The sequence below is a fragment of the Streptomyces sp. CB02056 genome, assembly GCF_001905545.1.
GTDB lineage: Bacteria > Actinomycetota > Actinomycetes > Streptomycetales > Streptomycetaceae > Kitasatospora.
This window is the reverse complement of sequence record NZ_LIPD01000012.1, coordinates 1-23,665: the sequence shown is the minus strand read 5'-3', so window position 1 is coordinate 23,665 and position 23,665 is coordinate 1. Positions and strand designations below refer to the sequence as shown.

The 23,665-nt window shown below is 75.6% G+C and carries 19 protein-coding genes; 13 read left to right on the top strand and 6 right to left on the bottom strand.

Features of this window, described 5'->3' with window-relative positions:
• Positions 1-31: 31 nt before the first annotated feature.
• The 5 genes from AMK13_RS29290 to AMK13_RS29270 all read left to right on the top strand — a co-directional run bounded on the left by AMK13_RS29290 (position 32) and on the right by AMK13_RS29270 (position 11,576).
• Entirely contained in the window at positions 32-1,369 is a 1,338-nt protein-coding gene (locus AMK13_RS29290; RefSeq protein ID WP_074004801.1) for a hypothetical protein, read from the top strand.
• Positions 1,370-1,721: 352 nt separating this feature from the next.
• Positions 1,722-4,814, top strand: a complete 3,093-nt coding sequence (locus tag AMK13_RS29285) for a non-ribosomal peptide synthetase (protein ID WP_074004800.1) — start codon at positions 1,722-1,724, stop codon at positions 4,812-4,814.
• Positions 4,815-4,868: 54 nt separating this feature from the next.
• Positions 4,869-6,719: an amino acid adenylation domain-containing protein gene (locus AMK13_RS29280; protein WP_079272586.1), complete on the top strand. Its 1,851-nt coding sequence runs from the start codon at positions 4,869-4,871 to the stop codon at positions 6,717-6,719.
• Between the two features lie 76 nt (positions 6,720-6,795).
• Positions 6,796-8,721 carry a non-ribosomal peptide synthetase gene (locus tag AMK13_RS29275; protein WP_079272621.1) on the top strand — a complete coding sequence of 642 codons (1,926 nt, stop codon included), beginning with the start codon at positions 6,796-6,798 and terminating at the stop codon, positions 8,719-8,721.
• Positions 8,718-11,576, top strand: coding sequence for a condensation domain-containing protein (locus AMK13_RS29270; protein ID WP_074004799.1), 2,859 nt, complete (start codon positions 8,718-8,720; stop codon positions 11,574-11,576). The genes AMK13_RS29275 and AMK13_RS29270 overlap by 4 nt, the downstream gene beginning before the upstream one ends.
• A gap of 50 nt (positions 11,577-11,626) precedes the next feature.
• Here the strand turns inward: AMK13_RS29270 and AMK13_RS29265 are convergent, their stop codons facing one another.
• Positions 11,627-12,154: a hypothetical protein gene (locus AMK13_RS29265; RefSeq protein ID WP_143204656.1), complete on the bottom strand. Its 528-nt coding sequence runs from the start codon at positions 12,152-12,154 to the stop codon at positions 11,627-11,629.
• Positions 12,155-12,267: 113 nt separating this feature from the next.
• Between AMK13_RS29265 and AMK13_RS29260 the strand changes: the two genes are divergently transcribed.
• The 4 genes from AMK13_RS29260 (at position 12,268) to AMK13_RS29245 (ending at position 15,966) form a co-directional block, all read left to right on the top strand.
• Positions 12,268-13,101 (top strand): NAD(P)H-binding protein, encoded by an 834-nt coding sequence (locus AMK13_RS29260; RefSeq protein ID WP_074004798.1) that lies wholly within the window; start codon positions 12,268-12,270, stop codon positions 13,099-13,101.
• 334 nt (positions 13,102-13,435) lie between these two features.
• A complete protein-coding gene (locus AMK13_RS29255; RefSeq protein WP_198959460.1) occupies positions 13,436-14,272 on the top strand; it encodes an NmrA family transcriptional regulator in 837 nt (278 codons plus the stop codon).
• 179 nt (positions 14,273-14,451) lie between these two features.
• Positions 14,452-15,054: an anthrone oxygenase family protein gene (locus AMK13_RS29250; RefSeq protein WP_049653286.1), complete on the top strand. Its 603-nt coding sequence runs from the start codon at positions 14,452-14,454 to the stop codon at positions 15,052-15,054.
• 216 nt (positions 15,055-15,270) lie between these two features.
• Positions 15,271-15,966, top strand: a complete 696-nt coding sequence (locus AMK13_RS29245) for a polysaccharide deacetylase family protein (RefSeq protein ID WP_049653289.1) — start codon at positions 15,271-15,273, stop codon at positions 15,964-15,966.
• A gap of 147 nt (positions 15,967-16,113) precedes the next feature.
• Here the strand turns inward: AMK13_RS29245 and AMK13_RS29240 are convergent, their stop codons facing one another.
• Complete coding sequence (locus tag AMK13_RS29240) at positions 16,114-16,581, bottom strand: anthrone oxygenase family protein (protein ID WP_310593231.1); 468 nt, start codon at positions 16,579-16,581, stop codon at positions 16,114-16,116.
• 219 nt (positions 16,582-16,800) lie between these two features.
• Here AMK13_RS29240 and AMK13_RS29235 point away from each other — a divergent pair, with 219 nt between their 5' ends.
• The 4 genes from AMK13_RS29235 (at position 16,801) to AMK13_RS29220 (ending at position 20,484) form a co-directional block, all read left to right on the top strand.
• A complete protein-coding gene (locus AMK13_RS29235) occupies positions 16,801-17,808 on the top strand; it encodes an AraC family transcriptional regulator (RefSeq protein WP_049653291.1) in 1,008 nt (335 codons plus the stop codon).
• Between the two features lie 111 nt (positions 17,809-17,919).
• On the top strand, positions 17,920-18,498 hold the full coding sequence (locus AMK13_RS29230) for a TetR/AcrR family transcriptional regulator (RefSeq protein ID WP_074004797.1): 579 nt from the start codon (positions 17,920-17,922) through the stop codon (positions 18,496-18,498).
• A 99-nt stretch (positions 18,499-18,597) separates the two neighbouring features.
• Entirely contained in the window at positions 18,598-19,773 is a 1,176-nt protein-coding gene (locus AMK13_RS29225; protein ID WP_074004796.1) for a GDSL-type esterase/lipase family protein, read from the top strand.
• A 147-nt stretch (positions 19,774-19,920) separates the two neighbouring features.
• Complete coding sequence (locus tag AMK13_RS29220; RefSeq protein ID WP_074004795.1) at positions 19,921-20,484, top strand: hypothetical protein; 564 nt, start codon at positions 19,921-19,923, stop codon at positions 20,482-20,484.
• 121 nt (positions 20,485-20,605) lie between these two features.
• On the opposite strand, the gene AMK13_RS29215 is transcribed toward AMK13_RS29220, so the two are convergent.
• The 4 genes from AMK13_RS29215 to AMK13_RS29200 all read right to left on the bottom strand — a co-directional run bounded on the left by AMK13_RS29215 (position 20,606) and on the right by AMK13_RS29200 (position 23,568).
• On the bottom strand, positions 20,606-21,295 hold the full coding sequence (locus AMK13_RS29215; RefSeq protein ID WP_143204655.1) for a hypothetical protein: 690 nt from the start codon (positions 21,293-21,295) through the stop codon (positions 20,606-20,608).
• A 188-nt stretch (positions 21,296-21,483) separates the two neighbouring features.
• Positions 21,484-22,149: a 4'-phosphopantetheinyl transferase family protein gene (locus AMK13_RS29210; protein WP_074004793.1), complete on the bottom strand. Its 666-nt coding sequence runs from the start codon at positions 22,147-22,149 to the stop codon at positions 21,484-21,486.
• A 5-nt stretch (positions 22,150-22,154) separates the two neighbouring features.
• Positions 22,155-23,063: an alpha/beta fold hydrolase gene (locus AMK13_RS29205; protein ID WP_241853081.1), complete on the bottom strand. Its 909-nt coding sequence runs from the start codon at positions 23,061-23,063 to the stop codon at positions 22,155-22,157.
• Positions 23,064-23,097: 34 nt separating this feature from the next.
• The gene (locus AMK13_RS29200; RefSeq protein WP_074004792.1) at positions 23,098-23,568 is read right to left on the bottom strand and encodes an SRPBCC family protein; all 471 of its coding nucleotides are present in this window, start codon (positions 23,566-23,568) and stop codon (positions 23,098-23,100) included.
• Positions 23,569-23,665 lie beyond the last annotated feature (97 nt).

The window sequence follows — 23,665 nt, the reverse complement described above, 5'->3', positions numbered from 1 at the left end:
GAGCCGCGACCGGAAACCGGAGACCGTTCCCGTGCACGCCAGCATCACCGCCGCCTACCTCGCCCGGTACCGCTCCGCCGCCGCCGAATCCCCGGTGGAGCTGCTCCCGCTGACCGGCGCCCAGCGACGGTTCCTGATCACCCGCCGGCTCACGCCGCAGAGCCGCAGCGACATCGTCCCGCTGATGTTCGCCTACCCGCGCGGCACCCTCGACCTGGAGCGGCTGGCCCGCGCCGCCACCGCGGTGGCCGCCCACCACCCGGCGCTGTGCGGAGGCTTCGCCACCGTGCGCGGCACACCCGTGCTGCGCGCCGGCGGCCCCTCCGCCGAGGCCGCCCGGATCCCCGTCGCCCCCGGCGGCACCGCCCGCGCCGCGCTGCGCGAGGCCCTGCTGGACTGGCCCGCCGACGGGCCCGCGCTGCGCCTGCTGGTGGCCGCGGACCCGGACGGGGAGCCGTCCGCGGACCCGTCCGGGGCCGAGGAACTGCTCGTCGTCGCACTGGACCACGCCGCCTGCGACGAGCAGTCGCTCGGGGTGCTCACCGCCGAGCTCAGCGCCGCGTACGAGCAGGACGAGACTCCCGCAGCCGGGCCCACCCCCCAGGCGCTGGCCGACTACCGGCAGGCCGTCGAGCTGCAGTTGGACGCCGAGGACGCCGCCGGCGGCCCCGCCACCCAGGCCTACTGGGGCCGCCGGCTGGGCGGCCTGACCGGGGCGGGCGGCAGCGCGGCCACGTCCACCGGCATGCTCACCGAGCGGCTGCCCGCCGCCGAGGGCGCCGCCCGCGGCGCCGTCTTCCCGGCCCTGCTGGACGCGGTCGGCTCGGCCCTGCACCGGCTGCACCGGACGGAGGGGCCCTCCCGGCCGGAGACCGGGGGAGGGGCGCTCGCGCTCGGCTACCCGTGGGGCGGACGGCCGGCGGGCACTCCCGCCGCACTCGGCTGCTTCCTCAACACCCTGGTGCACCCGGCGACTCCGGGACCGGTCGCGGACCTGGACGCGCTCGCGGACGCCTGGTGGGACGACCTGGACCAGGCCGGCACCCCCTTCGACGAGGTGGTCCGCGCCGCCCGCACCGCCGGGGCCCCATGGTCGGGCGCCCTGGACGGCCTGCTCACCCTGGACGACCTGCACCGCCGCCCGCCGCTGGTGCTCGGCGGCACCCCCGGCCGGGAGACCCCCCTGGACGGGCGCCCGCTCGCCGCGCCGATGGCCGTCTCCGCCTCGCACGGCGACGACCTGCTGGTCCGGCTGGCCTGGGACCGCGACCGCTTCCCCGAGGCCGACGCCCACGCGGCCTTCGACGACCTGCTCGCCGTGCTGCGGCACCACCTGCCCGCCCGGCCGAGCCCGGCACCGCAGGCCTGAACCCGCCTGCCCCGCAGGCCCGACACCGCACGTCCGAGACCGTACTTCCGAGACCGTACTTCCGACGCCGCCCGCCCGAGACCGTACGCCCGGAACCACCCGCCCGGGACCGTACGTCCGAGACCGGGACCGTACGCCCGAGACCGCGGGCGCCGAACTCCCACCCAGGATCCCGAACGGCGGATCCGCCATGCCCGTCCGCGCGCGTCCGACACGCCCCCGGACGGGACCCCCGGGCCCCGGGCCGCACCTCACCCCGGTGCGGCCCGGCCACCGGCCGGTACGGGAACACCCCACGCCCGCTTCCGGCCACCGCAGTGCCGACACAGCCCACCACACAAGGGAATCGACGATGTTCGCACTCTCTCCGTCACAGGAGATCGTCTGGCTGCACGAGCAGATGCTGCCGGGCAGCCGCGCCTACAACTTCACCGCCGTCCTCGACCTGTGGGGCGCTCTCGACCGGGACGCGCTGCACACCGGCCTGGCCGCCGTGCTGGCCCACCACCCGGGCCTGCGACTGGAGTTGGTGCCCAGCTCGGAGGGCCTGCCCGGCCAGCGGGTCGCCGAGGACTGCGAACCGGAGCTGCGCCACAGCGACTTCGCCGCCGAGCAGGACCCGGAGGCCGCCTTCCAGCGCCTGCTCGCCGCCGAGGCCGAGGAGCCGCTGGACACCGGCCGGGCGCCGGTGCTGCGCTGGCACCTGGTCCGGCTCGGCGAGGACCACCACCGGCTGATCCACGTCGAGCACCACCTCGTCCACGACGGCCACTCCTTCGCGATCCTGCTGCGCGACCTGTTCACCGTCTACCGCGCCACCGTCCTCGGCGAGCCGTACCAACTGCCCGTCGCCCCCTCGTACGAGGACCACGCCCGCGCCGCCGCCGACCTCCCCAGGGACCGCGGCCTCGACTTCTGGACCAGGGAGCTGGCCGACGCGCCGCGCGAGGTCACCCTGCCCGGGCTGGCCCGGCCGCGCGCCGAACGGCGCCACCACGGCGGCCAGTTGCGCCAGTCGATCGGCGCCGACCTGGCCGGGCGGCTGCGCGAGCGCAGCAAGGCGGACGGCCACACCCCGTTCAGCACCCTGCTCGCCCTGCTCGCCGAACTGCTGCGCCGGCACAGCGGCCACCGCGAGCTGGTGATCGGCACCGCCGTCGGCAACCGCCCGGAGGGCTTCGAGGGCACCGTCGGCATGTTCGTCAACACCGTCCCGCTGCGCCTGCGGCTCGACCCGACGGTCCCCGGCACCGAGGCCGTCGACGAGGTGACCGACGTCCTGCTGCGCGCGCTGCCGTACCAGGACCTGCCGGTCCAGGAGCTGACCCGCCGGCTCGGACTGCACACCAGCGGCGCCGACAACCCGCTGTTCAACGTGATGTTCAGCGCGCACGACGCGGCGCTGCCCGACGTCCAGGCTCCCGGTCTCGAGGTCTCGCTGTACGAGGGCTTCAACACCGGCACCACCCGCTTCGACCTCGACCTGGTGCTGCTGCCCGACGACCGCCGGGTGGTCGGCGAGAAGCACGGCGCCGCCGGGATGACCCTGGTCTGGGACTACGACGCCGACCTGTTCCGCGAGTCCGACGCGGTGCTGCTGTCCGAGCGGCTGCTGGAGCTGCTGCGCTGCTACCTGGACCGCCCGCAGACGCCGATCGCCGACCTGGCCCCCGCACCCGAGGCCGCGCAGGCCGCCCCGGTCGCCGCGGTCACCCCCGCCGTGCTCGACCCGGCCGCCGCCCACGACCCGGCCTCGCTCGCCCTGCTGGCCGGCACCGATCGGATCAGCTACGGCGAACTCGACCGCCGGGTCACCGAGTTGGTCGAGCGAATGAGCGCCGCCGGCGTCACCCCCGGCCAGCCGGTCGCCGCCGTGCTGCCGCGCGGCGCGGACAGCGTGGTCGCGCTGCTCGCCTGCCTGCGCCACGGCGCCGTGTACGCGCCGCTGTCCACCGAGGACCCGGCCGCCCGGCTCGGGCTGCTGCTGGAGCGGCTGAGCCCGGCGCTCGTCCTCACCACCCGGCAGAGCGCGTCGGCACTGCCGGAGGAGGGCGTCACCCCGGCGCTGCTGGACGGCCCCGAATTCCCGAAGGCCGAGCCCGCCGCCGTGCTGGACGGTGCCGCGTACGTGATCCACACCTCCGGCTCCACCGGCGTCCCCAAGCCCGTCCTGGTCGGCCGCGAGGCCCTCGCCGGGTACGTCGCCGCGATCGTCGACCGCTACCACCTCACCTCCGCCGACCGGGCGCTGCTGTTCGCCCGGCCGTCCTTCGACGTGGCCCTGGAGGAGGTGCTGCCCGCCCTCGCGGCCGGCGCCGCCCTCGTCGTGCCGCAGCGCGAAGTGCCCACCGGGCCCGAGCTGGTCGCCGTGCTGGCCGCCCGCGGCGTGACCGTCGCCAACCTGCCGACCAGCTACCTGCTCGCCGTCCGCGAGGACCTGCGCGCGGCGCTGGACGACGGCCGCTGGGCGCCCCGGCTGCTGGTGCTCGGCGGCGAGCGGCTGCCCGCCCGGGCGCTGACCGGCCTGACCGGGGCCACCACCGTGCTGAACGCCTACGGCGTCACCGAGGCCACCGTCACCTCCACCGTGTACGAGATCACCGCCGCCGACGTCGCCGAGGACGGCGAGATCCCGCTCGGCGCCGAACTCGACGGCGTGAGCGTCCACGTCCTGGACGACACCCTGCGCCCGCTCGCCCCCGGCTGTGTCGGCGAACTCGTCGTCAGCGGCGGCCTGTTGGCCGAGGGCTACCTCGGCCTGCCGGAGCCCACCGCGGCCCGCTTCACGACCGTCCCCGCGCTCGGCGGCGCCCGGGTGTACCGCACCGGCGACCGCGGCTACCGCGACCTGGACGGGCGGCTGTGCTTCCTCGGCCGCGCCGACAACCAGGTCAAGCTGCGCGGCCACCGGATCGAGCTGGAGGAGATCGAGGCCGCCGCCTCCGCCGAACTCGGCGGCCGCTCCTGCGCGGTGCTGCTGCACACCGACCCGCGGACCGGCCCCCGCCTGGTCGGCTTCCTGGAGGGCGCCGACCGCCCCGACCAGGCCGCCCTGCACGAGGCGCTCGCCCGCCGGCTGCCCGGCGGACTCGTCCCGGCGAGCTGGACGGCCGTCGCCGCGATGCCGACCCTGCCCGGCGGCAAGCCCGACCGCGCCGCCCTCGCCCGCCTGGTGGAGCAGGCCCCGGAGCCGCAGGAGGGCGCGCCGGGCGAGTTCGCCGACCCCGGACAGCAACTGATCGCCGCCGCCTGGCGCGAGGTGCTCGGCCACGACCGCTTCACCGCGGACTCGCACTTCTTCGAGGTCGGCGGCCACTCGCTGCTCGCCGCCCAGCTCGCCGCGTACCTGGAGCCCCACCTCGGCAGCCGCCCGCCGCTGCGCACCCTGTTCCGCCACGCCGTGCTGGCCGACCAGGCCCGCGCCCTCGCCGCGGACGCCAAGTGAACGCGCCTTCCAAGGCATCGAACTGACGGCTCGTCACTTTCTGTGGAGATGATGATGGAACACCTTGGCACGGAACTCCGGAGCACGGACAGCCTGAGTGCGGGCAACCCGGGTACGGGCAGTCTGAGCATCGGCTACGGCCGCCCGCACCAGGACGGCGCGGTGCTCGACCTGTTCACCGCCTGGGCGCACCGCACCCCCGACGCCCCCGCCCTGATCGACGGCGAGCAGGTCTACAGCTACGCCGAACTCGACCGCCTCGCCGACACCGTGGCCGAGGCGCTGCGCGGCAGGGTCGGCCCCGGCGACCTGCTCGGCGTCTGCCTCGCCCACTCGGTCTCGCTGGTCGCCGTCACCCTGGCCGCCGCCAAGCTGGGCGCCGTCCACCTGCCGCTCGGCCCGCGCCCCGGCGAGCGCCGGCTGCGCGCCGTCGCCGAGCAGCTGCGCCCGGCCTGCCTGGTCGGCGAGCCGGACCTGCTGCCGCCCGGCGGCGAGCGGCTGCCGCTGGACCTGCCCACCGCCGGCGTGGTGGCCGCCCTGACCTCCGGCGGGCAGGTGCGCGTCCCGGTCGGCACCCACTACGCGGTGCTCACCTCCGGTTCCACCGGCACCCCGAAGGCCGTCGCCGTCACCGAGCCCGCGCTCGGCGCGCTGCTGCAGTGGTACCGCGGGGCGACCGGCCTCGGCCCCGGGGAGCGGCACAGCCTGCTGATCGGCGTCGCCTTCGACCCGCACGTGCAGGAGCTGTGGGCCGGCCTCACCTCCGGCGCGGCCCTGGTCGTCGCCCCCGAGGCGGTCCGCTGGGACACCGGCGCGCTCACCGACTGGTGGCGCGAGGCCGGCATCACCGTGTCCATCCTGCCCACCCCGCTGGCCGAGCCCGTCCTCGGCCGGCCCTGGCCCGCCGGGCTGGCGCTGCGCCACCTGGTGATCGGCGGCGACCGGCTGCGCCGCGCCCCCGGGCCCGACGTCACCGCGACCGTCCACAACGCCTACGGCCCCGCCGAGGCCACCGTCACCACCACCATGCACACCATGGCCCCCGGCGGGGACCACGGCGCCGGCGCCCCGCCGATCGGCCTGCCGATCGACGGCGTCGTCGTCCTGGTCACCGACGAGGACGGCCGCCCGGTACCGCGCGGCACGGCCGGCGAGCTGCGGATCGGCGGCCGCGGCCTGGCCGCCGGGTACCTCGACCCCGAGCTGACCGCCCGCCGCTTCGTCGACGCGCCCGCCGGCGTGGTCGGCACCGACCGGGTCTACCGCACCGGCGACCGGGTGGTGATGCGGCCGGACGGCGTACTGGAGTTCCACGGCCGCCTCGACGACCAGGTCAAGGTCAGCGGCGTGCGGATCGAACCCGCCGAGGTCGAGGCCGCCTTCGAGCGCGACCCGCAGGTGCGTCGGGCGGTGGTCGCCGCCGAACAGGCGCCGACCGGCGGGGTCCGACTGCTGGCCTTCGTCCACGCCGAGGACGGCGCCGACCCGGCGGCGCTGCTCGACTCCGTCCGGCCCTGGCTGCCCGAGCAGGCCGTGCCCTCCGCCGTCCACCTGGTGGAGCGCTTCCCGCTGGACGCCAACGGCAAGGTGGACCGCCAGGCCCTGCTGGCCGACGTGGCGGTGCCGGACGCGGACCTGGCGGACGCGGTGGAGGAAGGGCACGGCCCGGTCGAGCGGACCGTGCTGAAGCTCTGCCGCGAGCTGATCGGCCGCGCCGACCTCGGTCCCGAGGACAACTTCCTGGCCGCGGGCGGCAACTCGCTCGCCGCCGCGAGACTGCTGGAGGCCCTGGAGAACGAGTACGGCGTCCGGCTGCGCGCCCCCCTGGTGCTGCGCCAGCCGGACCTGCGGGCCGTCGCCCGGCTGGTCGAGGAACGGGTGGCCGATCTGGCCGCGACCGCCTGACCCCGTCCGAACCTCCTCAGCGGGGCGCCCCGGCTCACCCGGCCGGGGCGCCCGGAAGGGAACCACCGTGACCACCATGTCCTCGCCCGCCGCGGCCCGGTCTGCTGTGACCGACCCGCCGGCCCTGACCGCCCTGACCGACCTGCCCGCCCTGGTCGCCCGGCAGGCCGAACGCCGGCCCGACGCGCTCGCCGTGACCGACGGCTCCACCGTCCTCACCTACTGCGAACTCGTCGACGCCGCAGGCCGGTTGGCCGCCGTCCTGGCCGCCCGGGGGATCGGCCCCGGCAGCGCCGTCGGCCTGCTGTGCGCCCGCTCGACCCGGTACGTCGTCGCCCAGCTCGCCGTCTGGCGGGCCGGCGCCCTGGCCGTCCCGATCGACCCGGCCTACCCGCGCCCGCGGATCGCCGAACTCACCGCCGACGCGGACCTCCGGCTCGTCCTCGGTGACAAGGGGCTGCTCGCCGAGGCCGGGCTCCCCGAGGAGCTCACCCTGGTGCTGACCGAGCGCGGCACCGAGGCCACCGACGGCACGGCGCCCGACGCCGCCGACCCGGCCGCGCCCGCCCTGCTCTACTACACCTCAGGCTCCACCGGCCGCCCCAAGGGCGTCCTCGTCCCGCACCGCGCCGTCGCCGACCTGGTCACCGCCGAGGACGCGGTCGTCCTCGGCCCGCGCGACCGGGTGCTCTTCCACTCCACCGTCTCCTTCGACGGCGCCACCTTCGAACTGTGGGCCCCGCTCGCCCGCGGCGCCGCCGTGGCCGTCTCCCCGAGCGAGCGGCCCAGCGCCGAGGACCTGGTCCGCGACGTCGAGAGCTTCGGCGTCACCACCGTCTTCCTCACCACCGCGCTCTTCCACCACCTGGCCGCCCGGCGCTCCCGGATCTTCGGCGTGCTGCGCACCCTGGTCGTCGGCGGCGAGGCGATCTCCGCCGAGCACGCGGGCGCCGTGCTGCGGGCCTTCCCCTGGCTCGAACTGGTCAACGGGTACGGGCCGACCGAGGCCACCACCTTCACCACCGTCCACCGGGTCACCCCGGCCGACTGCGCCGGCTCCGTCCCGATCGGCCGGACCTTCGGCGGCGCCCGCGCCTATGTCCTGGACGAGGGCCTCGCGCCGGTGGCGCCGGGCGCCGTCGGCGAACTGTGGATCGCCGGCGACCGGCTGGCCCTCGGCTACCTCGACCGGCCGGAGCTGACCGCCGAGCGCTTCCGCGAACTGCCGGGCATCGGACGCGCCTACCGCAGCGGCGACCGGGTCGCCCAACTGCCGGACGGCTCCCTGGAGTACCACGGGCGCACCGACGACCAGGTCAAGGTGCGGGGCTACCGGATCGAACCCGGCGAGGTCGAGCACGCGCTGCTCCAGCTGCCCGAGGTCGCCGAGGCGGCGGTCGTGGTCCGCCGGGCCGGGCAGCCCGACGCCGCGCTCACCGCCTGCCTGGTGCTCGCCGAGGGCGCCCGCCCGGCCGTCGAGGCGCTGCGCGCCCGGCTGGCCGAGCAGCTGCCCGCCCATCTGGTGCCCACCGCCTGGACCGTGCTCGCCGCGCTGCCGCTGACCGGCAGCGGGAAGGTGGACCGGCGGGCGCTGGCCGCCGACGAGCGGGCCGGGGCGCACCCGGCCACGGACGAGACGGCCGTCGGCGGGGCGGCCGACGCGCACCCGCCTGTGAACGAGACGGCCGACGCGCACCCGGCCGGCGGCGGGCCGACCGGGGCGCACCCGGCCACCGGCGCCGGCCTCGGCCCGATCCAGCAGGTCGTCGCCGAGGCGTGGAGCCGGGCCCTGGAACGCCCGATCACCGACCCGGCCGCCGACTTCCTCGCCGAGGGCGGCCACTCGCTGCTCGCCATGTGGGTGGTGGACGACCTGCGCGAGGACCTCGGGGTCGAGCTGTCGCTCGCCGACTTCCTCGCCCACCCGACCGTCGCCGCCCAGGCCGACCTGCTGGAACGCGCCCTGCGGGCCGCCGACGACACCCCCGGAGCCGACCGATGAGCACCGTCGACCAGACCGACCTGCTGCGCCGCGCCCGCGACCGCCGCACCGCCACCGCCCCCGCCCGACCCGTCGCGCCCGGCGGTCCGGCCGCACCCGTCGAGCCGGCCCCGCTCTCGCACGCCCAGCAGCGGATGTGGCTGATGGACCACCTCGGCCAGGGCGGCGCCCTCTACAACGTGCCGATCGCCACCCGGCTGCGCGGCCCGCTCGACCAGGCCGCCCTCGCCGCCGCGATCACCGGCCTGACCGAGCGGCACGCCGTCCTGCGCACCCGCTACCCGCGCCGGGGCGACCAGCCCTACCAGCAGACCGACCCGGTCGCCCCGGTGCCGCTGCCGGTGCTGGACGCCACCGGCCCCGAGCAGCTCCTCGCCGAGGCCGCCCGCCCGTTCGACCTCGCCGCCGGCCCGGTGCTGCGCGCCCTGCTGCTGCGGCACGGTCCCGAGGACCACACACTGCTGCTGACGATCCATCACATCGCGGTGGACGGCGGCTCGCTGCCCTTCATCGCGTCGGACATCGCCGCGCTGTACCGCGCCGGATGTGAGGGGGTTCCGGCCCAACTCCCGTCGATGGCCCCCTCGTACGCCGACTACGCCCGCCAGGAGCGAGCCCGGGGGGCCGAGTTGACGGCCGCCGCCGACACCCTCGCGGCCGGTCTGTCCGGAGCCCGGCCGCTGTCGCTGCTGCGGCCCGTCCCGCCCGGCGCCCGCGAGCGCCGCGCCGCCCTGCACGCCGCCCCGGTGGACCCCGCCGTGGTGGAAGGGCTGCGCGTCCTCGGCGCGCGGCACGGCGCCACGCTGTACACCGTCGTCCTGGCCGCCGCGTTCGCCGTGCTGCGCACCGCCTCCGGGCAGGACGACCTCGTCCTCGGCTGCGCCAGCGGCCACCGCGCGCGGCCCGAGTTCCGCCGGACCGTCGGCCTCGCCGTCAACACCCTCGCCGTGCGGACGAATCCGTCCGGAGACCCGTCGTTCGCCGAACTGCTCGGTCTCGTCCGCACCGCCCTGCTCGACGCCCAGCAGCACCACGAGGTGCCGTTCGACCTCGTGGTCGAGCGGCTCGGCGCGGCCTCGCGCGGGGCGGACGGCACCCCGCTGCTCTCGGTCAGCTGCGACCTGCTCCGGATCGCCGACCCGCTGGTGCTGCCCGGCCTCGACACCGAGAGCGTCGAACTCGACCTGGGACTGGCCAAGTTCGGCCTCACCCTGCTGCTGGAGGACGGCCCGCGGCCGCGCGTCCTGGTCCAGCACGACCGGGACGCGCTGGACGCGACCATCGCCGCCCGGCTCACCGACGCCTTCGCCGCGCTGCTCACCGCCGTGGCCGCCAACCCGGACCTGGCGCTGTCCGCACTGCCCGGCGAGCGGCTGGCCGCCGCCGAACACCCGGTGGTGGCTGCCCTCACGGCCGATCCCGCTGTGGTCGAGGCGGCCGTCGTCGAGCACCCCGACGGCCCGCCGCTCGCCTACGCGGTGGTGCGCGGGCCCGTCGCGCCGACCGGCAGCGCCCTGCGGGCCGCCCTGCGCGGGCACCTGCCGGCCGCCGAACTGCCGCGCGCGGTCACCCTGCTGGACCGGCTGCCCCGCCTCCCGGACGGCACCCCGGACCGCGACCGGCTGCCCGGCGCGGGCCCGCAGCCCGGCACCGCCGCGCTTTCCGGTGTCGCTCCGCTGTCCGGTACCGCTCCGCTGGAGGGCGGCCCGCTGGACGTCGTCCGGCAGGCGTTCGGCGAACTGCTCAGCGCGACCCCGCCCGCCGACGGCGACTTCTTCGCCCTCGGCGGCCACTCCCTCATCGCCGTCCAGCTCGCCGAACGCCTGCGCACCCGCACCGGGCTGCCGCTCACCGGCCTCGACATCCTGGAACAGCGCACCCCGCGCGCCCTCGCCGCCCTGCTCGCCACCCGCGCGGACGAGCGCAGCGCCGCCCTCGCCCAGGCCGGCGCCCGCCCGCGGACCACCGGTGCCCGCACCGGCACCGTCCTGCTCACCGGCGCCACCGGAGGGGTCGGCGCGGCCGTGCTCCAGGAGCTGATGGCCCAGGGCCGGCCGGTCCGGGTGCTGGTCCGGCCCGAGTCCGCGCACCTGCCCGCGCTGAACGGCGCCGAGGTCGCGGAGGGCGACCTCGGCGACCTCGACAGCCTGCGCCGGGCCGTCGAAGGCGTCGACGCCGTCATCCACTCCGCCTGCACCTTCACCGACCACGCCACCGACCTCGCCGCGATGCGCGCACTGGTCGACGGCTGGCGGGGCGGCCCGTTCGTCTTCGTCAGCAGCATCGACGCGTACGGCCGCCCGCCGGGCACCGAGGTCCCCGAGGGCGCTCCCAGCGGCGCGCCGGTCACCCCGTACGGGCAGGCCAAGCTGGACAGCGAGCGGATCCTCTTCGAGGCCGCCGCCACCGGCCGCGGCCAGGCCGTCGCCGTCCGCGCCCCGATCGTCTGGGGCCCGCACCACCGCCTGCGCGACCAGCTCCGCTGGGGCTCCACCGGCGCCCTCTACCAGGCCGCCCTGGCCGGACACCCGATCGGCCTGCCCGCCGACGACGAGTGGTACGGCGCGTCCTGGGTGCACGCCGCCGCCCTGGCCCGCGCCCTCACCGCCTGCCTCACCCCCGACCACCCCGCCGCCGGCCGGGTCGTCAACGCGGTGAGCGGACACGTCTCCTGGCCCGACTTCACCGCCGAACTGGTCCGCCTGCTCGGCTCCGACAGCCCCATCACCACCGCCCCCGACGCCGACGAGGACCTCCGCCGCCCCTGGCACTACCGCGCGGACACCCTGGCCGCTCCCCTCGCCCCCGAACCCGGCGAGGACTGGCGCAGCGTCCTGGCGGCCATGGTCCGCTGAGCCCCCGCCGCGGGCGGAGGAGTCCGGCAATCCGGCCTCCTCCGCCCGCGCTACCGGACCTGCCGCAGCCGGGCCGTGGCGACGTTGCGAGTGCGCCGGGTGCGGCCGCGCTCGGCGAGCAGGCCCAGGACCGGCCGGGCGTTCGACTCCTCGGCGAGGTGCTCCTGGAGCCGGTTCTCCGCCGCGAGCACCTGCTCCTCCGTCCATGGCTCGTCCAGGGTCACCGCCCGCAGCAGCGCCCAGTCCCGCAGGTGGCGGGCGGCGAAGGCGTCGGCGGCCACGACGCCCGACAGCTCCCGGTGCCAGGCCGGGAAGCCCGGGTCCGTGAGCAGTTCCGCCGCCCGCCGGTCCAGGTACTCGCAGACGGCGCCGCTCGCCATCGAGCGCTCGGGGTCGGTGAGCACCCGGGCGGCGAGGCCGGCCGCCTCCTCGGGTGCCACCGTCGCGAAGGCCCGGCGGTACCGGGCGAACCGTACGTGCTCGTCCGGATCGAAGCCCGCGGCACCGGCTGCCACCGTCCCGGTCACCGAGGTCTCCTCTTCCGTCCTGCCGTGGCCGGGGTGGTCCACGGCCGTCACCTGCCCGATTCTCGCACGGCCGCCGGGCGCCCTCTCGGCGATCTCGTTGACCTCAAGCCCGCTTGAGCTCCTAGCCTTCCTCCGACCAGTCGTCAGATGACAGGAGAAGGCAGATGATTCTTGTGACCGGAGCCACCGGAAACATCGGACGCGCCCTGCTGGAGGACCTGCGGGCGCAGGGGGCGGGCCCCCTCCGAGGCCTCACCCGTGACGCCGCCCGGGCCCGGTTCCCCGAGGGGGTGGAGGCGTGCGAAGGCGACTTCGCCGACCCGGCCGCCCTGGCGTCCGCCCTCGACGGGGTGCGCTCGCTGTTCCTGGTGTCGCGGATCGGCCCCGACGCCGAGATCCTCGCCGCCGCCCGCCGGTCGGGTGTCGAGCACGTGGTGCTGGTGTCGTCCATCACCGTCCAGACGCATCCGCACCTGGGCCCCGCCCGCGAGAACGCCGCCGTCGAGCGGCTGCTCATGGACAGCGGCATGGCGTGGACGGTGCTCCGGCCGACGCAGTTCGCCTCGAACGCCCTGTGGTGGGCGCCGGCGATCCGCGAGCGCCGGACGGTCCGCGTGCCGTACGCGGACACCGGGCTGCCCACCGTCCACCCCGCGGACATCGCGGCGGTGGCGCGCGTGGCGCTCACCGAACCCGGCCACCGGGGACGGACCTACGCGCTGACCGGCCCGCGGCGTGTGACGGCCCGGCAGCAGCTGGAGGCCGTCGCGGCGGCCCTGGGGCGGGAGGTGCCCGTCGCGGAGACCGGCCGCGCGGAGGCCCACCGGGAACTGTCCGCGCTCCTGGGGGCCGAGGCCGCGGACGCGGTGCTGGACGTGACGGGCGGCGACGTCAACGACGAGCTGCTCGAGGTGCGCGACACCGTCGAAACGGTCACCGGATCCCCCGCCAGGCCCTTCCACCGCTGGGTCTCCGAGAACATCGCCGCCTTCCGCTGAGCCGCCCCCCGGCAGCGCCCCGCCCGGCTCCGGGTGCTCAACCGATGGCCACCACCCGGGCCCACTCCGGCGGAGTGTCCGGCCGGATGCTCAAGGGCTGCTGGAGGAGGGGTCGAGACGGGTGGTTCGTGGCGGCTTGGGTGTGTTCTGGTGGAGGGCGGAGGGGGCGCGGCGGGGGTGTAGACGCTCGCGCATGGAACTGAGTGCGGAGGCTATGGTTCGCCGGCCCGGAGTGGCCTTGACTGGTGAGCACAAGGACGGACGCGCAGGGTTCACGAACACCGGCGGGTCCGCCGATCCGAACAGGCTCCTACTCCGAGTGAGGGTGTGTGTGATGGCTGGTGTGGTGGATCTCGCGGTCGAGTCCGGTGTCGTGCTGGTGGTCGGTGGGACGGGGAAGACGGGTCGGCGGGTGGCGGACCGGCTGACGGCCCTGGGGTACGGGGTGCGGGTGGGGTCGCGTTCGGGTGCGGTGCCGTTCGACTGGCACGACGAGGGGACGTGGGAGGGGGCGTTGGAGGGTGTGAGTGCGGCGTATCTGACGTACTACCCGGATCTGGCGTTCCCGGGTGCGGTGGAGGCGGTGGGGGCGTTCTCGCGGTTGGCGGCGGAGCGCGGGGTGGGGCGGCTGGTGCTGCTGTCGGGGCGCGGTGAGGAGGCCGCGGAGGCGGGGGAGAAGGCGGTGATGGAGTCGGGGGCCGCGTGGACGGTGGTGCGGTGCGCGTGGTTCAACCAGAACTTCAGTGAGTCGTTCTTCCTGGAGCCGGTGCTGGCGGGGGAGTTGGCGTTGCCGGTGGGTGGTGCGGTGGAGCCGTTCGTGGACGTGGAGGACATCGCGGACGTGGCGGTGGCGGCGTTGACGGAGGCGGGGCACGCGGGGGAGGTGTACGAGCTGACGGGGCCGCGGCTGTTGTCGTTCTCGGACGTGGCGGTGGAGCTGTCGGCGGCGACGGGGCGTGAGGTGCGGTTCGAGGCGGTGTCGGAGGAGTCGTACCGGGGGGTGCTGGAGGCGGCGGGGCTGCCGGCGGACTTCGCGGAGCTGTTCTCGGTGATCCTGGACGGCCGCAACGCGTCGCTGGGCGACGGGGTGCGGCGGGCGTTGGGCCGTGAGCCGCGGGACTTCGCCGACTACGCCCGCGAGGCCGCCGCCTCGGGCGTGTGGAACGCGTGACCAGCCAGAAGGGCAACACCTGCCGTCCGTACGGCAGTCCACTTGATCGTCGGTGCCGGGCGGCGCCGACCGCCTGACCGAACACCCGGCCCCGGCCGGGAGCGGTGAGGAGGCCGGCGGCCCGGACACCGGGAGGGTCCCCGCGTCGGGCGGGGACCGGGGAGACCGAAGGAAAACCGATGCGCTCGAATCAGACCGCGACCCCTGCTTCCTACACCGCCGCACAGTCCTTCACCGGCCTCGCGCCGGGCGGTACGGCCCCGGCCGTACCCGCCACCCGGAGCAAGGCCGCCGGGCCGCTCCTGGTGGGCGCCACCGTCGCGATGGGCCTGATGGCGGGCCTGTTCTTCGCCTTCGACGTCTCGGTGATGCCGGGCCTCGCGGCGGGCGACGACCACACCTACGTGGCGGCGATGCAGCAGATCAACAAGGCGATCGACGGGAACGGGCTGTTCGGCCTGGTCTTCGTCGGCGCGTTCCTCGCCACCGGCATCGCCGCCTGGCTCCAGCACAAGGCCGGTCGGCGCCAGGCCGCGCTCTGGGCGGCGGCCGCGACGGCGCTGTACGTGGTGGCGCTGATCGTCACCATGGGCGTCAACATCCCGCTCAACAACGAGCTGGCGGCGGCCGGCGACCCGGCGCAGATCCACGACCTGGCCGCCGTACGGGCCAAGTTCGCGGACACCTGGGTCCCGGTCAACATGCTCCGCACCGCGCTCTGCGCCGGCGGACTGTTCGCGCTGACCCGCTCCCTGGTGCTGCACGGCCGCGCGGGGCGCTGAACGCCGAACCCCCGTACCGCGCCCCCGGCGGAACCCCGCCGGGGGCCTCGGCATGTCCGATACCCGCGGTGCCCGGCGGTGCCCGGCGGTGCTCGCCACCCGGTGCTCCCACTGGCCGGTTCCGTTCGCTCGCGATCGACGGAGGGTCGCGGCGGACGGCCCCTCGGGAGCAGACTGGCGGCCGGTGCACGGGAGTTCCGACCGCAGGGGGCAGACATGACCGTACGACCCGGCAGGCGAACGGCAGTCGGCAGGATCCGGACCGCGATCGGCGCGCTCGTCGTCGCCCTGGCGGCGGGAGCGGCGGTCGCCCTGCCCGCCACCGGGGCGGAGGCGGCCGGCGCCAACGGCGGCAAGGTGGTCTACCTGACCTTCGACGACGGCCCCAGCCCCGCCTACACGCCCAAGGTCCTGGCGACGCTCGCCCGGTACGGGGTGCGCGCGACCTTCTTCGAGATCGGGCAGAACGTCGCCGCCCACCCCTCGGTGACCGCGCAGGTCGCCAAGCAGGGCCACAGCGTGCAGAACCACTCCTGGTCGCACCCGGACCTGCGCAAGCTCTCCGCCGCCGCGCTCGACGCGCAGGTGGCCGACACCGACCGGGCGATCCGCGCGCGGACCGGCCGCACCCCGAGCTGCCTGCGCCCGCCGTACGGCGCGGTGAACAGCACGGTGCGCTCGAAGGCCGCGGCGCTCGGCAAGCAGGTCGTGCTCTGGTCGGTGGACCCGGCGGACTGGTCCCGCCCCGGCACGGCCGCGATCCGGTCACGGGTGCTGGACAACGTCCGTCCCGGATCGGTGGTCCTGATGCACGACGGCGGCGGCGACCGCAGTCAGACGGTGGCCGCGCTGCCGACGATCATCTCCACGCTCAAGGCGCGCGGGTACGGCTTCGCCACCCTCTGCGGCTGAGTCGGGCCGGCGGCAGAGGGTGGCGGGGGACGGGCGGCGCGCTGGGGCCGCCCGTCGAGCGGGCTCGGCCCGGCTGCTGAGCGGGTCCGGGCCGGCCGTCGAAGGGGCTCGGCCCGGTCGGCTCCGCCCGTAGCGGGTGCAGGCCGGTCAGCTCTGCCCGTTGAGGATCAGCGCCCACGCGAGGCAGGCCAGCGCGCCGGTCGACAGCAGGGTGCGCAGCACGTTGAAGCGCACCCAGCGCGCCTCGAAGCGGCTGCGCACCGCGGCCGGGTCGGCGATCCGCTGGGGCGACCCGGCGGCCTCGAGCTCGTCGTTCAGCGGGATGTTGACCGAGCGGGTCACCCCGATCATCGCGATGTACAGCACGAGGGCGGCGATGGTCGCGGGCAGGACGTCGTGCCCGTCCGAGGGCAGGTGCAGGGCGACCGCGGCCGCGGTGGCGAGCAGGGCGCCGACGAAGCCGAGGACGAACCAGCCGTTCAGGATCGCCTTGTTGATGCGCTGCATGACCTCGATGAAGGTCCGGTCCTCGGCCCGCGCGAGCGCGGGCATGACCGAGCAGGAGAATCCGTAGAACAGTCCCGCGGTCAGTCCACAGGTGACAGTGGCCGCCACCAGGACGAGTGTGCGTGCCGTTTCCATCGTCGTGAGCCCCTCACTTCTCGCTGTCGGTACCGCTGTACCGCCGTACCGCCGTATCGCGTTCGCCGTGTCTCGGTCCATACCCCGTGGGCAGATCATCCGGCATCGGGGCGGTGCGGGCCACCTCGATCACTCAAGAGTCTCTCAAATGACGAAGCGTCAAATGATGTGCCGACGTCTACACTTGGCGGCATGGACACTCTGACGGGACTCCTCGACGGCCCCAAGGCCCGTGGCGCGTTCCTGCTGCGCTCCATCCTCACCCCGCCGTGGTCGCTGCGGATCGAGGACCGGGCCCCGCTCTCGGTCGTGACGATGGTCCGCGGCGACGCGTGGATCCTGCCCGAGCGCGGCACCCCGCTGCTGCTGCACCCCGGGGACGTGGCGATCGTGCGCGGCCCGGAGCCGTACACGGTGGCGGACGATCCGGACACCCCGGTGGACGTGATCGTCGGCCCGGGGCAGGTCTGCACCAAGGGCGGGGTGGACGTCTCCGAGGTGATGTCGCTCGGCGTCCGGACCTGGGGCCAGGGGCGGGAGGGCGACCGGGCCTCCTCGGTGGTGCTGTCCGGCACCTACCAGGCCGAGCACGAGATCGGCCAGCGGCTGCTGGGCTGCCTGCCCGCGCTGCTGGTCCGCCCGGCCGGCACCGGCGCGGACGACACCCTGGTGCACCTGCTGGCCGCCGAGATAGGGCGCAACGAGCCCGGCCAGGAGCTCGTCCTGGACCGCATCCTGGACCTGCTGGTGGTCTCCGTGCTGCGCTCCTGGCTGGCCGCCCCCGACTCCGGTGCCCCCGCCTGGTACCGCGCCCAGCACGACCAGGTGGTCGGCCCGGTGCTGCGGCTGATGCACGACGACCCGGCCACCGCGTGGACGGTCGCCGAACTGGCCCAGCGGGTCGGGGTCTCCCGGGCCGGCCTGGCCCGCCGCTTCACCGCCCTGGTCGGCGAGCCCCCGATGGCGTACCTGGCGGGCTGGCGCCTGGCGGTCGCCGCCGACCTGCTGCGCGAGCCCGAGTGCACCGTCGCCTTCGCCGCCCGCAAGGTCGGCTACAGCAACGCCTTCGCGCTCTCGGCGGCCTTCAAGCGGGTGCGCGGCGTCAGTCCGCAGGAGCACCGCCGGCTGGCCGCCACGGGCAGCCAGCCGCAGGCGGCGGGCTTCTCGGGGCCGGCGGAGACGGTGATCCTGGCGGGCTGAGCGGGCTGAGCGGGCTGAGCGGGCTGAGCTGGTCGTTTCCATTTGCCTAAACCATTTAGGCAATCCCATACTGTCCGTAGGCCACCGACGCGACCGTACGGGAGAACGCACATGGCACGGGCAGGGCTGACCGTCGAGCGCCTGGTCGTCGCGGGCGCCGAACTCGCGGACGAGGTCGGCTTCGACCAGGTGACCGTCGCCGCGGTCGCCCGCCGCTTCGGCGTCCGGACGGCCAGCCTCTACTCCCACCTCAAGAGCTCCCAGGACCTCAAGACCCGGATCGCCCTGTACGCCCTGGAGGAACTCGCCGACCTCGTCGCCGACGCCCTCGCCGGCCGGGCGGGCCGCGACGCGCTCGCCGCCTTCGCGGACGCCTACCGCGACTACGCGGCCCGCCACCCCGGCCGCTACGACGCCACCCGCCTGCGCCTGGACGCCGAGACGGCCGCCGCCAGCGCGGGCGTCCGGCACGCCCAGATGTCCAGGGCGCTCCTGCGCGGCTACGACCTGGGCGAACCGGAGCAGACCCACGCGGTGCGGATGCTCGGCAGCGTCTTCCACGGCTACATCAGCCTGGAGGCGGCCGGCGGCTTCAGCCACACCGCCGTCGACGCGCGGCAGTCCTGGGACTGGATCATCGACTCCCTCGACGCGCTGCTGCGCTCGGGCGGAGTCCGTGCGACCGGCTGACCGACTGACCGGCCTCCCGTACGACCAGTCCGGCCATCCGCCCATGAGCCCGGTCTGACGACCAGGCGACCCGACGAACCGACGAACCGAAGAAGCATCATGACCACGATCACCACCCCCGTCACCGAGGACCTCCTCCACGGCCACCTCGACGTCGAACACACCCGCCGCGGCCTGCTGCCGCACCGCCTGCCCGCTGCCGCCCGCCGACGGATCCCGGACGAGCAGCTCGCGATGGCCGAGTCCCAGCCCTCCGGCGTCCGGCTGGCCTTCCGCACCCGCGCCACCACGATCACGCTGCACGCCGTCCCCACCAAGCGCGCCTACCCGGGCGTCCCGAACGTCCCGGACGGCGTCTACGACCTCCTGGTGGACGGCCGGCTCACCGCGCAGGCCGGCGTCCCCGGCGGCAACCTGCGCACCGTCGACCTCGCCACCGGCCGCTTCGAACTGACCGAAGGACCGTCCGGCAGCGCCCGGTTCACCGGTCTGCCGGAGCGGGACAAGACCGTCGAGATCTGGCTCCCGCACACCGAGACCACCGAACTGATCGCCCTCGACACCGACGCCCCGGTCGAGCCGGTCCCGGCCGGCACCCGCAAGCGCTGGCTGCACCACGGCAGTTCGATCAGCCACGGCTCCAACGCCGCCCACCCCACCGGCACGTGGCCCGCCCTGGTCGCCAACCGCGCGGGCCTGGACCTGACCAACCTCGGCTTCGGCGGCGGCGCCCTGCTCGACCCCTTCACCGCGCGGACCATCCGCGACACCCCCGCGGACCTGATCAGCCTCAAGCTCGGCATCAACCTGGTGAACAGCGACCTGATGCGGCTGCGCGCCTTCACCCCGGCCGTCCACGGCTTCCTGGACACAGTCCGGGACGGCCACCCGAGCACGCCACTGCTGCTCGTCTCCCCGCTGCTCTGCCCGCTCCACGAAACCGTGCCGGGCCCGCTCGCCCCCGACTTCAGCAGCGGTACCCTGCGCTTCCGAGCCACCGGCGACCCCGCCGACGTCGCCGCCGGCCGGCTCACCCTCACCGTCATCCGCGCCGAACTGGCCCGCATCGTCGCCGACCGCCGGGCCGACGGCGACCACCACCTCCACCACCTGGACGGCCTGGCCCTCTACGGCGAGCAGGACCACGAGGCCCACCCGCTCCCCGACGGCCTCCACCCCTCCCCGGAGGCCCACCGGCTGATCGCGGAGCGCTTCGCCGACCTCGCCCTCGCCCCCGGAGGCGCCCTGGCGCCCTGGCGCCGTGACGAGCCGTGACCCGTCGGGACCCGCCGCGGCCGCCTCCCGCCGGGAGCGGCCTCCCGGCTCCGGGGCCGGTCGCACGAGCAGTCAGTTCCCTGTGCTGTACTACGTGCTCCTCCGTACACCACGTACACCACGCGCCACTTCCGGAGCCACCTCTCGATGAGCACCACCTGCCCGACCTGCGCCGCGGCGGACGAGACCGTCACCGTGCGCCTCGCCCTCCTGGACTCCGACCGGCCGCTCGACCCGCCGACGCGGGAGCTGCTGACGATGCCGTCCGAGCCCCGGGGCACGAGCGGGGCCGCGGTCGCCCTCTTCGTCCTGGCCGGCCTGACGGGCCTGCTGGGACTGACCACGCTGGGCTCCGGCGACAAGGCCGCCGACGTCGACGACGCCGCGTACCAGCTCGGCTACCACTACGGCGCGTTCCTCTTCGCCGCGGTCCTGCTGGGCATCGGACTCGCCGTCCACTTCGCCCACCGGAGCCGGCGGAGCGACGCGGCGGACCAGTGGCCGCGGACCTACGAGCAGTGGCAGCAGCTCCACCAGGTGTGGCGGGCGACCTGGCTGTGCCGGCGCTGCCGCGTCGTGTTCCTCCCCGCCGCGTCGCTGCGCCCCGACTCCGCCGCCTCCTCCGCGATACCCGCGGAGCAGTTCCCGCAGTGGTCGGTGGCCACGGCGCGACAGGACGACCGCCCCGGCGCCCCGACCACGGCGGCCTGACCAGCTGCCCGACCACGCCGGTCCGGCCGTCCACCCGGCAGCCGGCCCCCCGGAGGCCGCATCACGTGCCGCCGCCGGGGAGGCCCGGCCGGGTCGGGTCCGTCGCCTCAGGCCTGGCGCCTCAGGCCCGGCGCCTCAGGAACGCGCTGATCTCGTACGGCCCCTGCCGTGCGAGTCCGACCAGCGGCTCCAGGTAGCCCAGCCACGGCGCGTCGAACCCATCCGGGGCCGCCACCGACAGACGGCTCCGAGCCGCAGCGACCCGTCCTGCGGCGGCCGGCAGCGCCTCGTCCTCCAGGCACCCGTACGCCTGCTCCACGAGTGCGGCCATCCGCCGCCGCCCCTTGCGGGCATGCGCCTGCTCGGCGCCGTCGCGGGCCACGAGCAACTGCTCGACCGGGATGGTGACCGCGGCTTCGAACGCGCCGAGCAGCGGCTCCTCGCACAGCTGCCCCACCACGCCCTCGGACAGCGGCGGGTTGCCGGCGACCAGCCGGTCCAGCACGGTGATGCCCAGCACCGCGTACGCGCTGGCCGTACGCCACAGCAGCACCTCCACCGCCTGCGAGAACTCGAAGGCCGCGCCGTTCAGTTCCCGCGCGACCTCGTAGTCGAGCCGCGGCGCCACCCCGTCGTCCCCGTCGTCGCGACGGCCCTCGGCGGCGTCGGCCGCGTACCTCAACCGCATCTCCACGGCGAGCGCCGAGCGCCACTCCGCGTGCAGGCCGCTGACCGTGCCGTGCATCGCCGCCAGCGCGCCGTGCTCGGCCTCCGTCAACCCGTCCAGGGCCTTCCTGCTCGGGAAATCCACCTCAGCGCCCTTCCGTCCGCCGACAACGTCGACGCCACGCTAGAGCCCCGCCGCGCCCGCCGCAGGCGAACCGGCCGCGCGCCACACCGATCAGGGCGAAACCCCGTAGCCCCGCTCCTCGTTCGGCACCAGCCGTACCGGCGTCGAACGAGGAGCGGGGCGGGCGTGGTCCACAGGCGGCGGGCGTCTCACGCGGCGGCCGCCCGGGACGCCGGGAGGGCGAGCGCGGTGACGACCGTGCCGCGGTGCACGCCCCAGGAGCCGGTGCGGACGGCCGGGAGGTGCGGGTGCCGGGCCGTGAAGGTGCCGTCGGCGTGCACGGTGACGGCGATGGCCGCGAGCGGAGCCCAGGTGCCGGTCAGCGGATGGACGGCCTTGTAGGCGGCCTCCTTGGCGCTGAACAGGACGGTGTCCCACGGGGCTTGGCCCTCGGGCAGCGCCGCCAGGCCGCCGCGTTCGGACGCGCTGCTGACCAGCTGCAGCACGCCCCGGGGAAGCGGCCGGGCGGGCTCGGCATCGATCCCGAGCGAGGTGAGCCGCCCGGTGCCGGCGACCGCGCAGGCCGTGTACCCGTCCGTGTGGGTGATGCTGCCCGTGACACCCACCGGCCACCGGGGCGCCCCGCCGGGCCCCGGCAGCAGCGGCACCGGCGGGTGCCCGAGAGCGCCCAGCGCCTGGCGGGCGAGTGCCCGGGCGGTGGCGAACTGCCGTCGGCGGCGCGGCGAACGGTCCTGGATGTACGCCGCCTCCAACGGCAGCAGTCGCTCCTCGGACGGGTCACCGAAGGACTCGGCACAGTGGACGTGGGGCGGGAGCAGCGCGGCCAGGACGCCGGCGGGGGCGGTGGTGGTCACGGTCGTCAGCGGCCGGCCGTGACCAGCAGGTGGACGTGGTGCGCGACGTGCTGCGGGGCCTCCAGCGGCACCATGTGGCCGGTGCCGGGAATCCGGTGCAGCTCGGCGTGCGGCAGCGCCGAGGCGAGCGCCTGGCTGAAGCTGGGCTTCACGATCTTGTCCTCGGTCCCGGTGATGACCGCCGTCGGCGCGGTGATCCCGGCCAGGCCCGCGCGCTGGTCCATCTCCTGGGTCGACGCGAAACAGGCGGCCCGGACGGCCGGCACCGTGGCGGCGAACAACCGGCGGTTGGCCTCCCGCGCCGCCAGGGTGGCACTCGGCCCGTGCGTCCCACCGAGCAGCCGACGGCCCAGCCACGGCGTCCCCAGGGCCCGGCTGAACAGCTTCGACCCCATCATCTTGACCTCGTTCGCCGGCGTGTTCTGCCCGTGCGAAGCCGTCGACACCAGCACAAGTCCCGCCAACCGCTTGACACTTGCCCTGCCCTTCGCGGCGGACGGCCCGGTCGCGGACAGCCCCGCCGCCCAGGCCAGCGCCGCGTACCCGCCACCGGAGTGCCCCACCACCACGACCGGCCGCTCCGGCGTGGTGAGCGTCCCGACCACGGTGTCCAGGTCCCGCGCCAGCCGCTCGATGCCGATCGGCTCCCGCCCGGCCGTCGACGAGGCGTGACCGCGCTGGTCGTACGTGGCCACCGTGTGCCCGGCCGCCGCCAGCTGGCTCGCGGTGGCGTGCCACACGGTCCGGGACGCGGCCCAGCCGTGGACGAGCACCACCAACGGCCGGCTCGGGTCGGGCTCGCCAGGCTGGTGGACGGTGATGGCGAGCCGCGCGTGGTCGTCGGTGGTCGCGGTGTGGTCGGTGGTGGTGACGGCGTGCCGGGTGGGCAGCGTGCGGATCTCGGTGATGGTCACGGCGGGCCTCCTCTTCCTCTTCCGGTGACGGTTCTTACTTCTGGTTGTCGAGGTGGTGGCGGAGGTTGCTCAGGGCGCGCTGGGTGGCGGTGGTGTGCTTGGCGGTGAGGTTGGTCAGCTTGTGGAGGAACTTGGCGAGGCCGTGCGGGGTGGTGGCGAAGGTGACGGTGAGCAGGGTCTGGGCGCCGTCGTTGTGGGGCGTGAGCTGGTACGTCGTCGTGCCGTGGAAGTGGCCGGTGTGGCTCTGGGTCAGCCGGGCGTCGGGCGTCGCGTGGGTGGTCGTGGAGGTGAACCGGAGCTTGGGACCGGGCTTCCCGACGCCACCCGTGTGGACGGTGGTCGTGGTGGTGCCGCCCTCCTGCTGGGGGCCGGTGGGACCGGGCTGGTGGGTGTTGTGGGGGTGCCACCAGGTGGTCCTGCCGTTGAGTTCGTCGACGATGGCCTCCCAGACGGCGTGGGTGGGGTGGTCCAGGATGGCCCGGTCGGTGTGGTGGATGGCGTGCATGGGGAATTCGGCCTTTCGGTCGGCGAACGGGGGCGTGCGACGGGGGATTTCCTATTTCTCCGGACGCGGATTCCGGGTTTTTTGTGTGTTAGGGGAA

Excerpts from the sequence above, each read along its gene's own strand:
- AMK13_RS29260 (WP_074004798.1), top strand. The coding sequence starts at position 12,268 with ATGATTCTTGTGACCGGAGCCACCGGAAACATCGGACGCGCCCTGCTG.
- AMK13_RS29280 (WP_079272586.1), top strand. The coding sequence starts at position 4,869 with ATGGAACACCTTGGCACGGAACTCCGGAGCACGGACAGCCTGAGTGCG.
- AMK13_RS29250 (WP_049653286.1), top strand. The coding sequence starts at position 14,452 with ATGCGCTCGAATCAGACCGCGACCCCTGCTTCCTACACCGCCGCACAG.
- AMK13_RS29270 (WP_074004799.1), top strand. The coding sequence starts at position 8,718 with ATGAGCACCGTCGACCAGACCGACCTGCTGCGCCGCGCCCGCGACCGC.
- AMK13_RS29275 (WP_079272621.1), top strand. The coding sequence starts at position 6,796 with ATGTCCTCGCCCGCCGCGGCCCGGTCTGCTGTGACCGACCCGCCGGCC.
- AMK13_RS29255 (WP_198959460.1), top strand. The coding sequence starts at position 13,436 with ATGGCTGGTGTGGTGGATCTCGCGGTCGAGTCCGGTGTCGTGCTGGTG.
- AMK13_RS29225 (WP_074004796.1), top strand. The coding sequence starts at position 18,598 with ATGACCACGATCACCACCCCCGTCACCGAGGACCTCCTCCACGGCCAC.
- AMK13_RS29285 (WP_074004800.1), top strand. The coding sequence starts at position 1,722 with ATGTTCGCACTCTCTCCGTCACAGGAGATCGTCTGGCTGCACGAGCAG.
- AMK13_RS29245 (WP_049653289.1), top strand. The coding sequence starts at position 15,271 with ATGACCGTACGACCCGGCAGGCGAACGGCAGTCGGCAGGATCCGGACC.
- AMK13_RS29230 (WP_074004797.1), top strand. The coding sequence starts at position 17,920 with ATGGCACGGGCAGGGCTGACCGTCGAGCGCCTGGTCGTCGCGGGCGCC.
- AMK13_RS29235 (WP_049653291.1), top strand. The coding sequence starts at position 16,801 with ATGGACACTCTGACGGGACTCCTCGACGGCCCCAAGGCCCGTGGCGCG.
- AMK13_RS29200 (WP_074004792.1), bottom strand. The coding sequence starts at position 23,568 with ATGCACGCCATCCACCACACCGACCGGGCCATCCTGGACCACCCCACC.
- AMK13_RS29220 (WP_074004795.1), top strand. The coding sequence starts at position 19,921 with ATGAGCACCACCTGCCCGACCTGCGCCGCGGCGGACGAGACCGTCACC.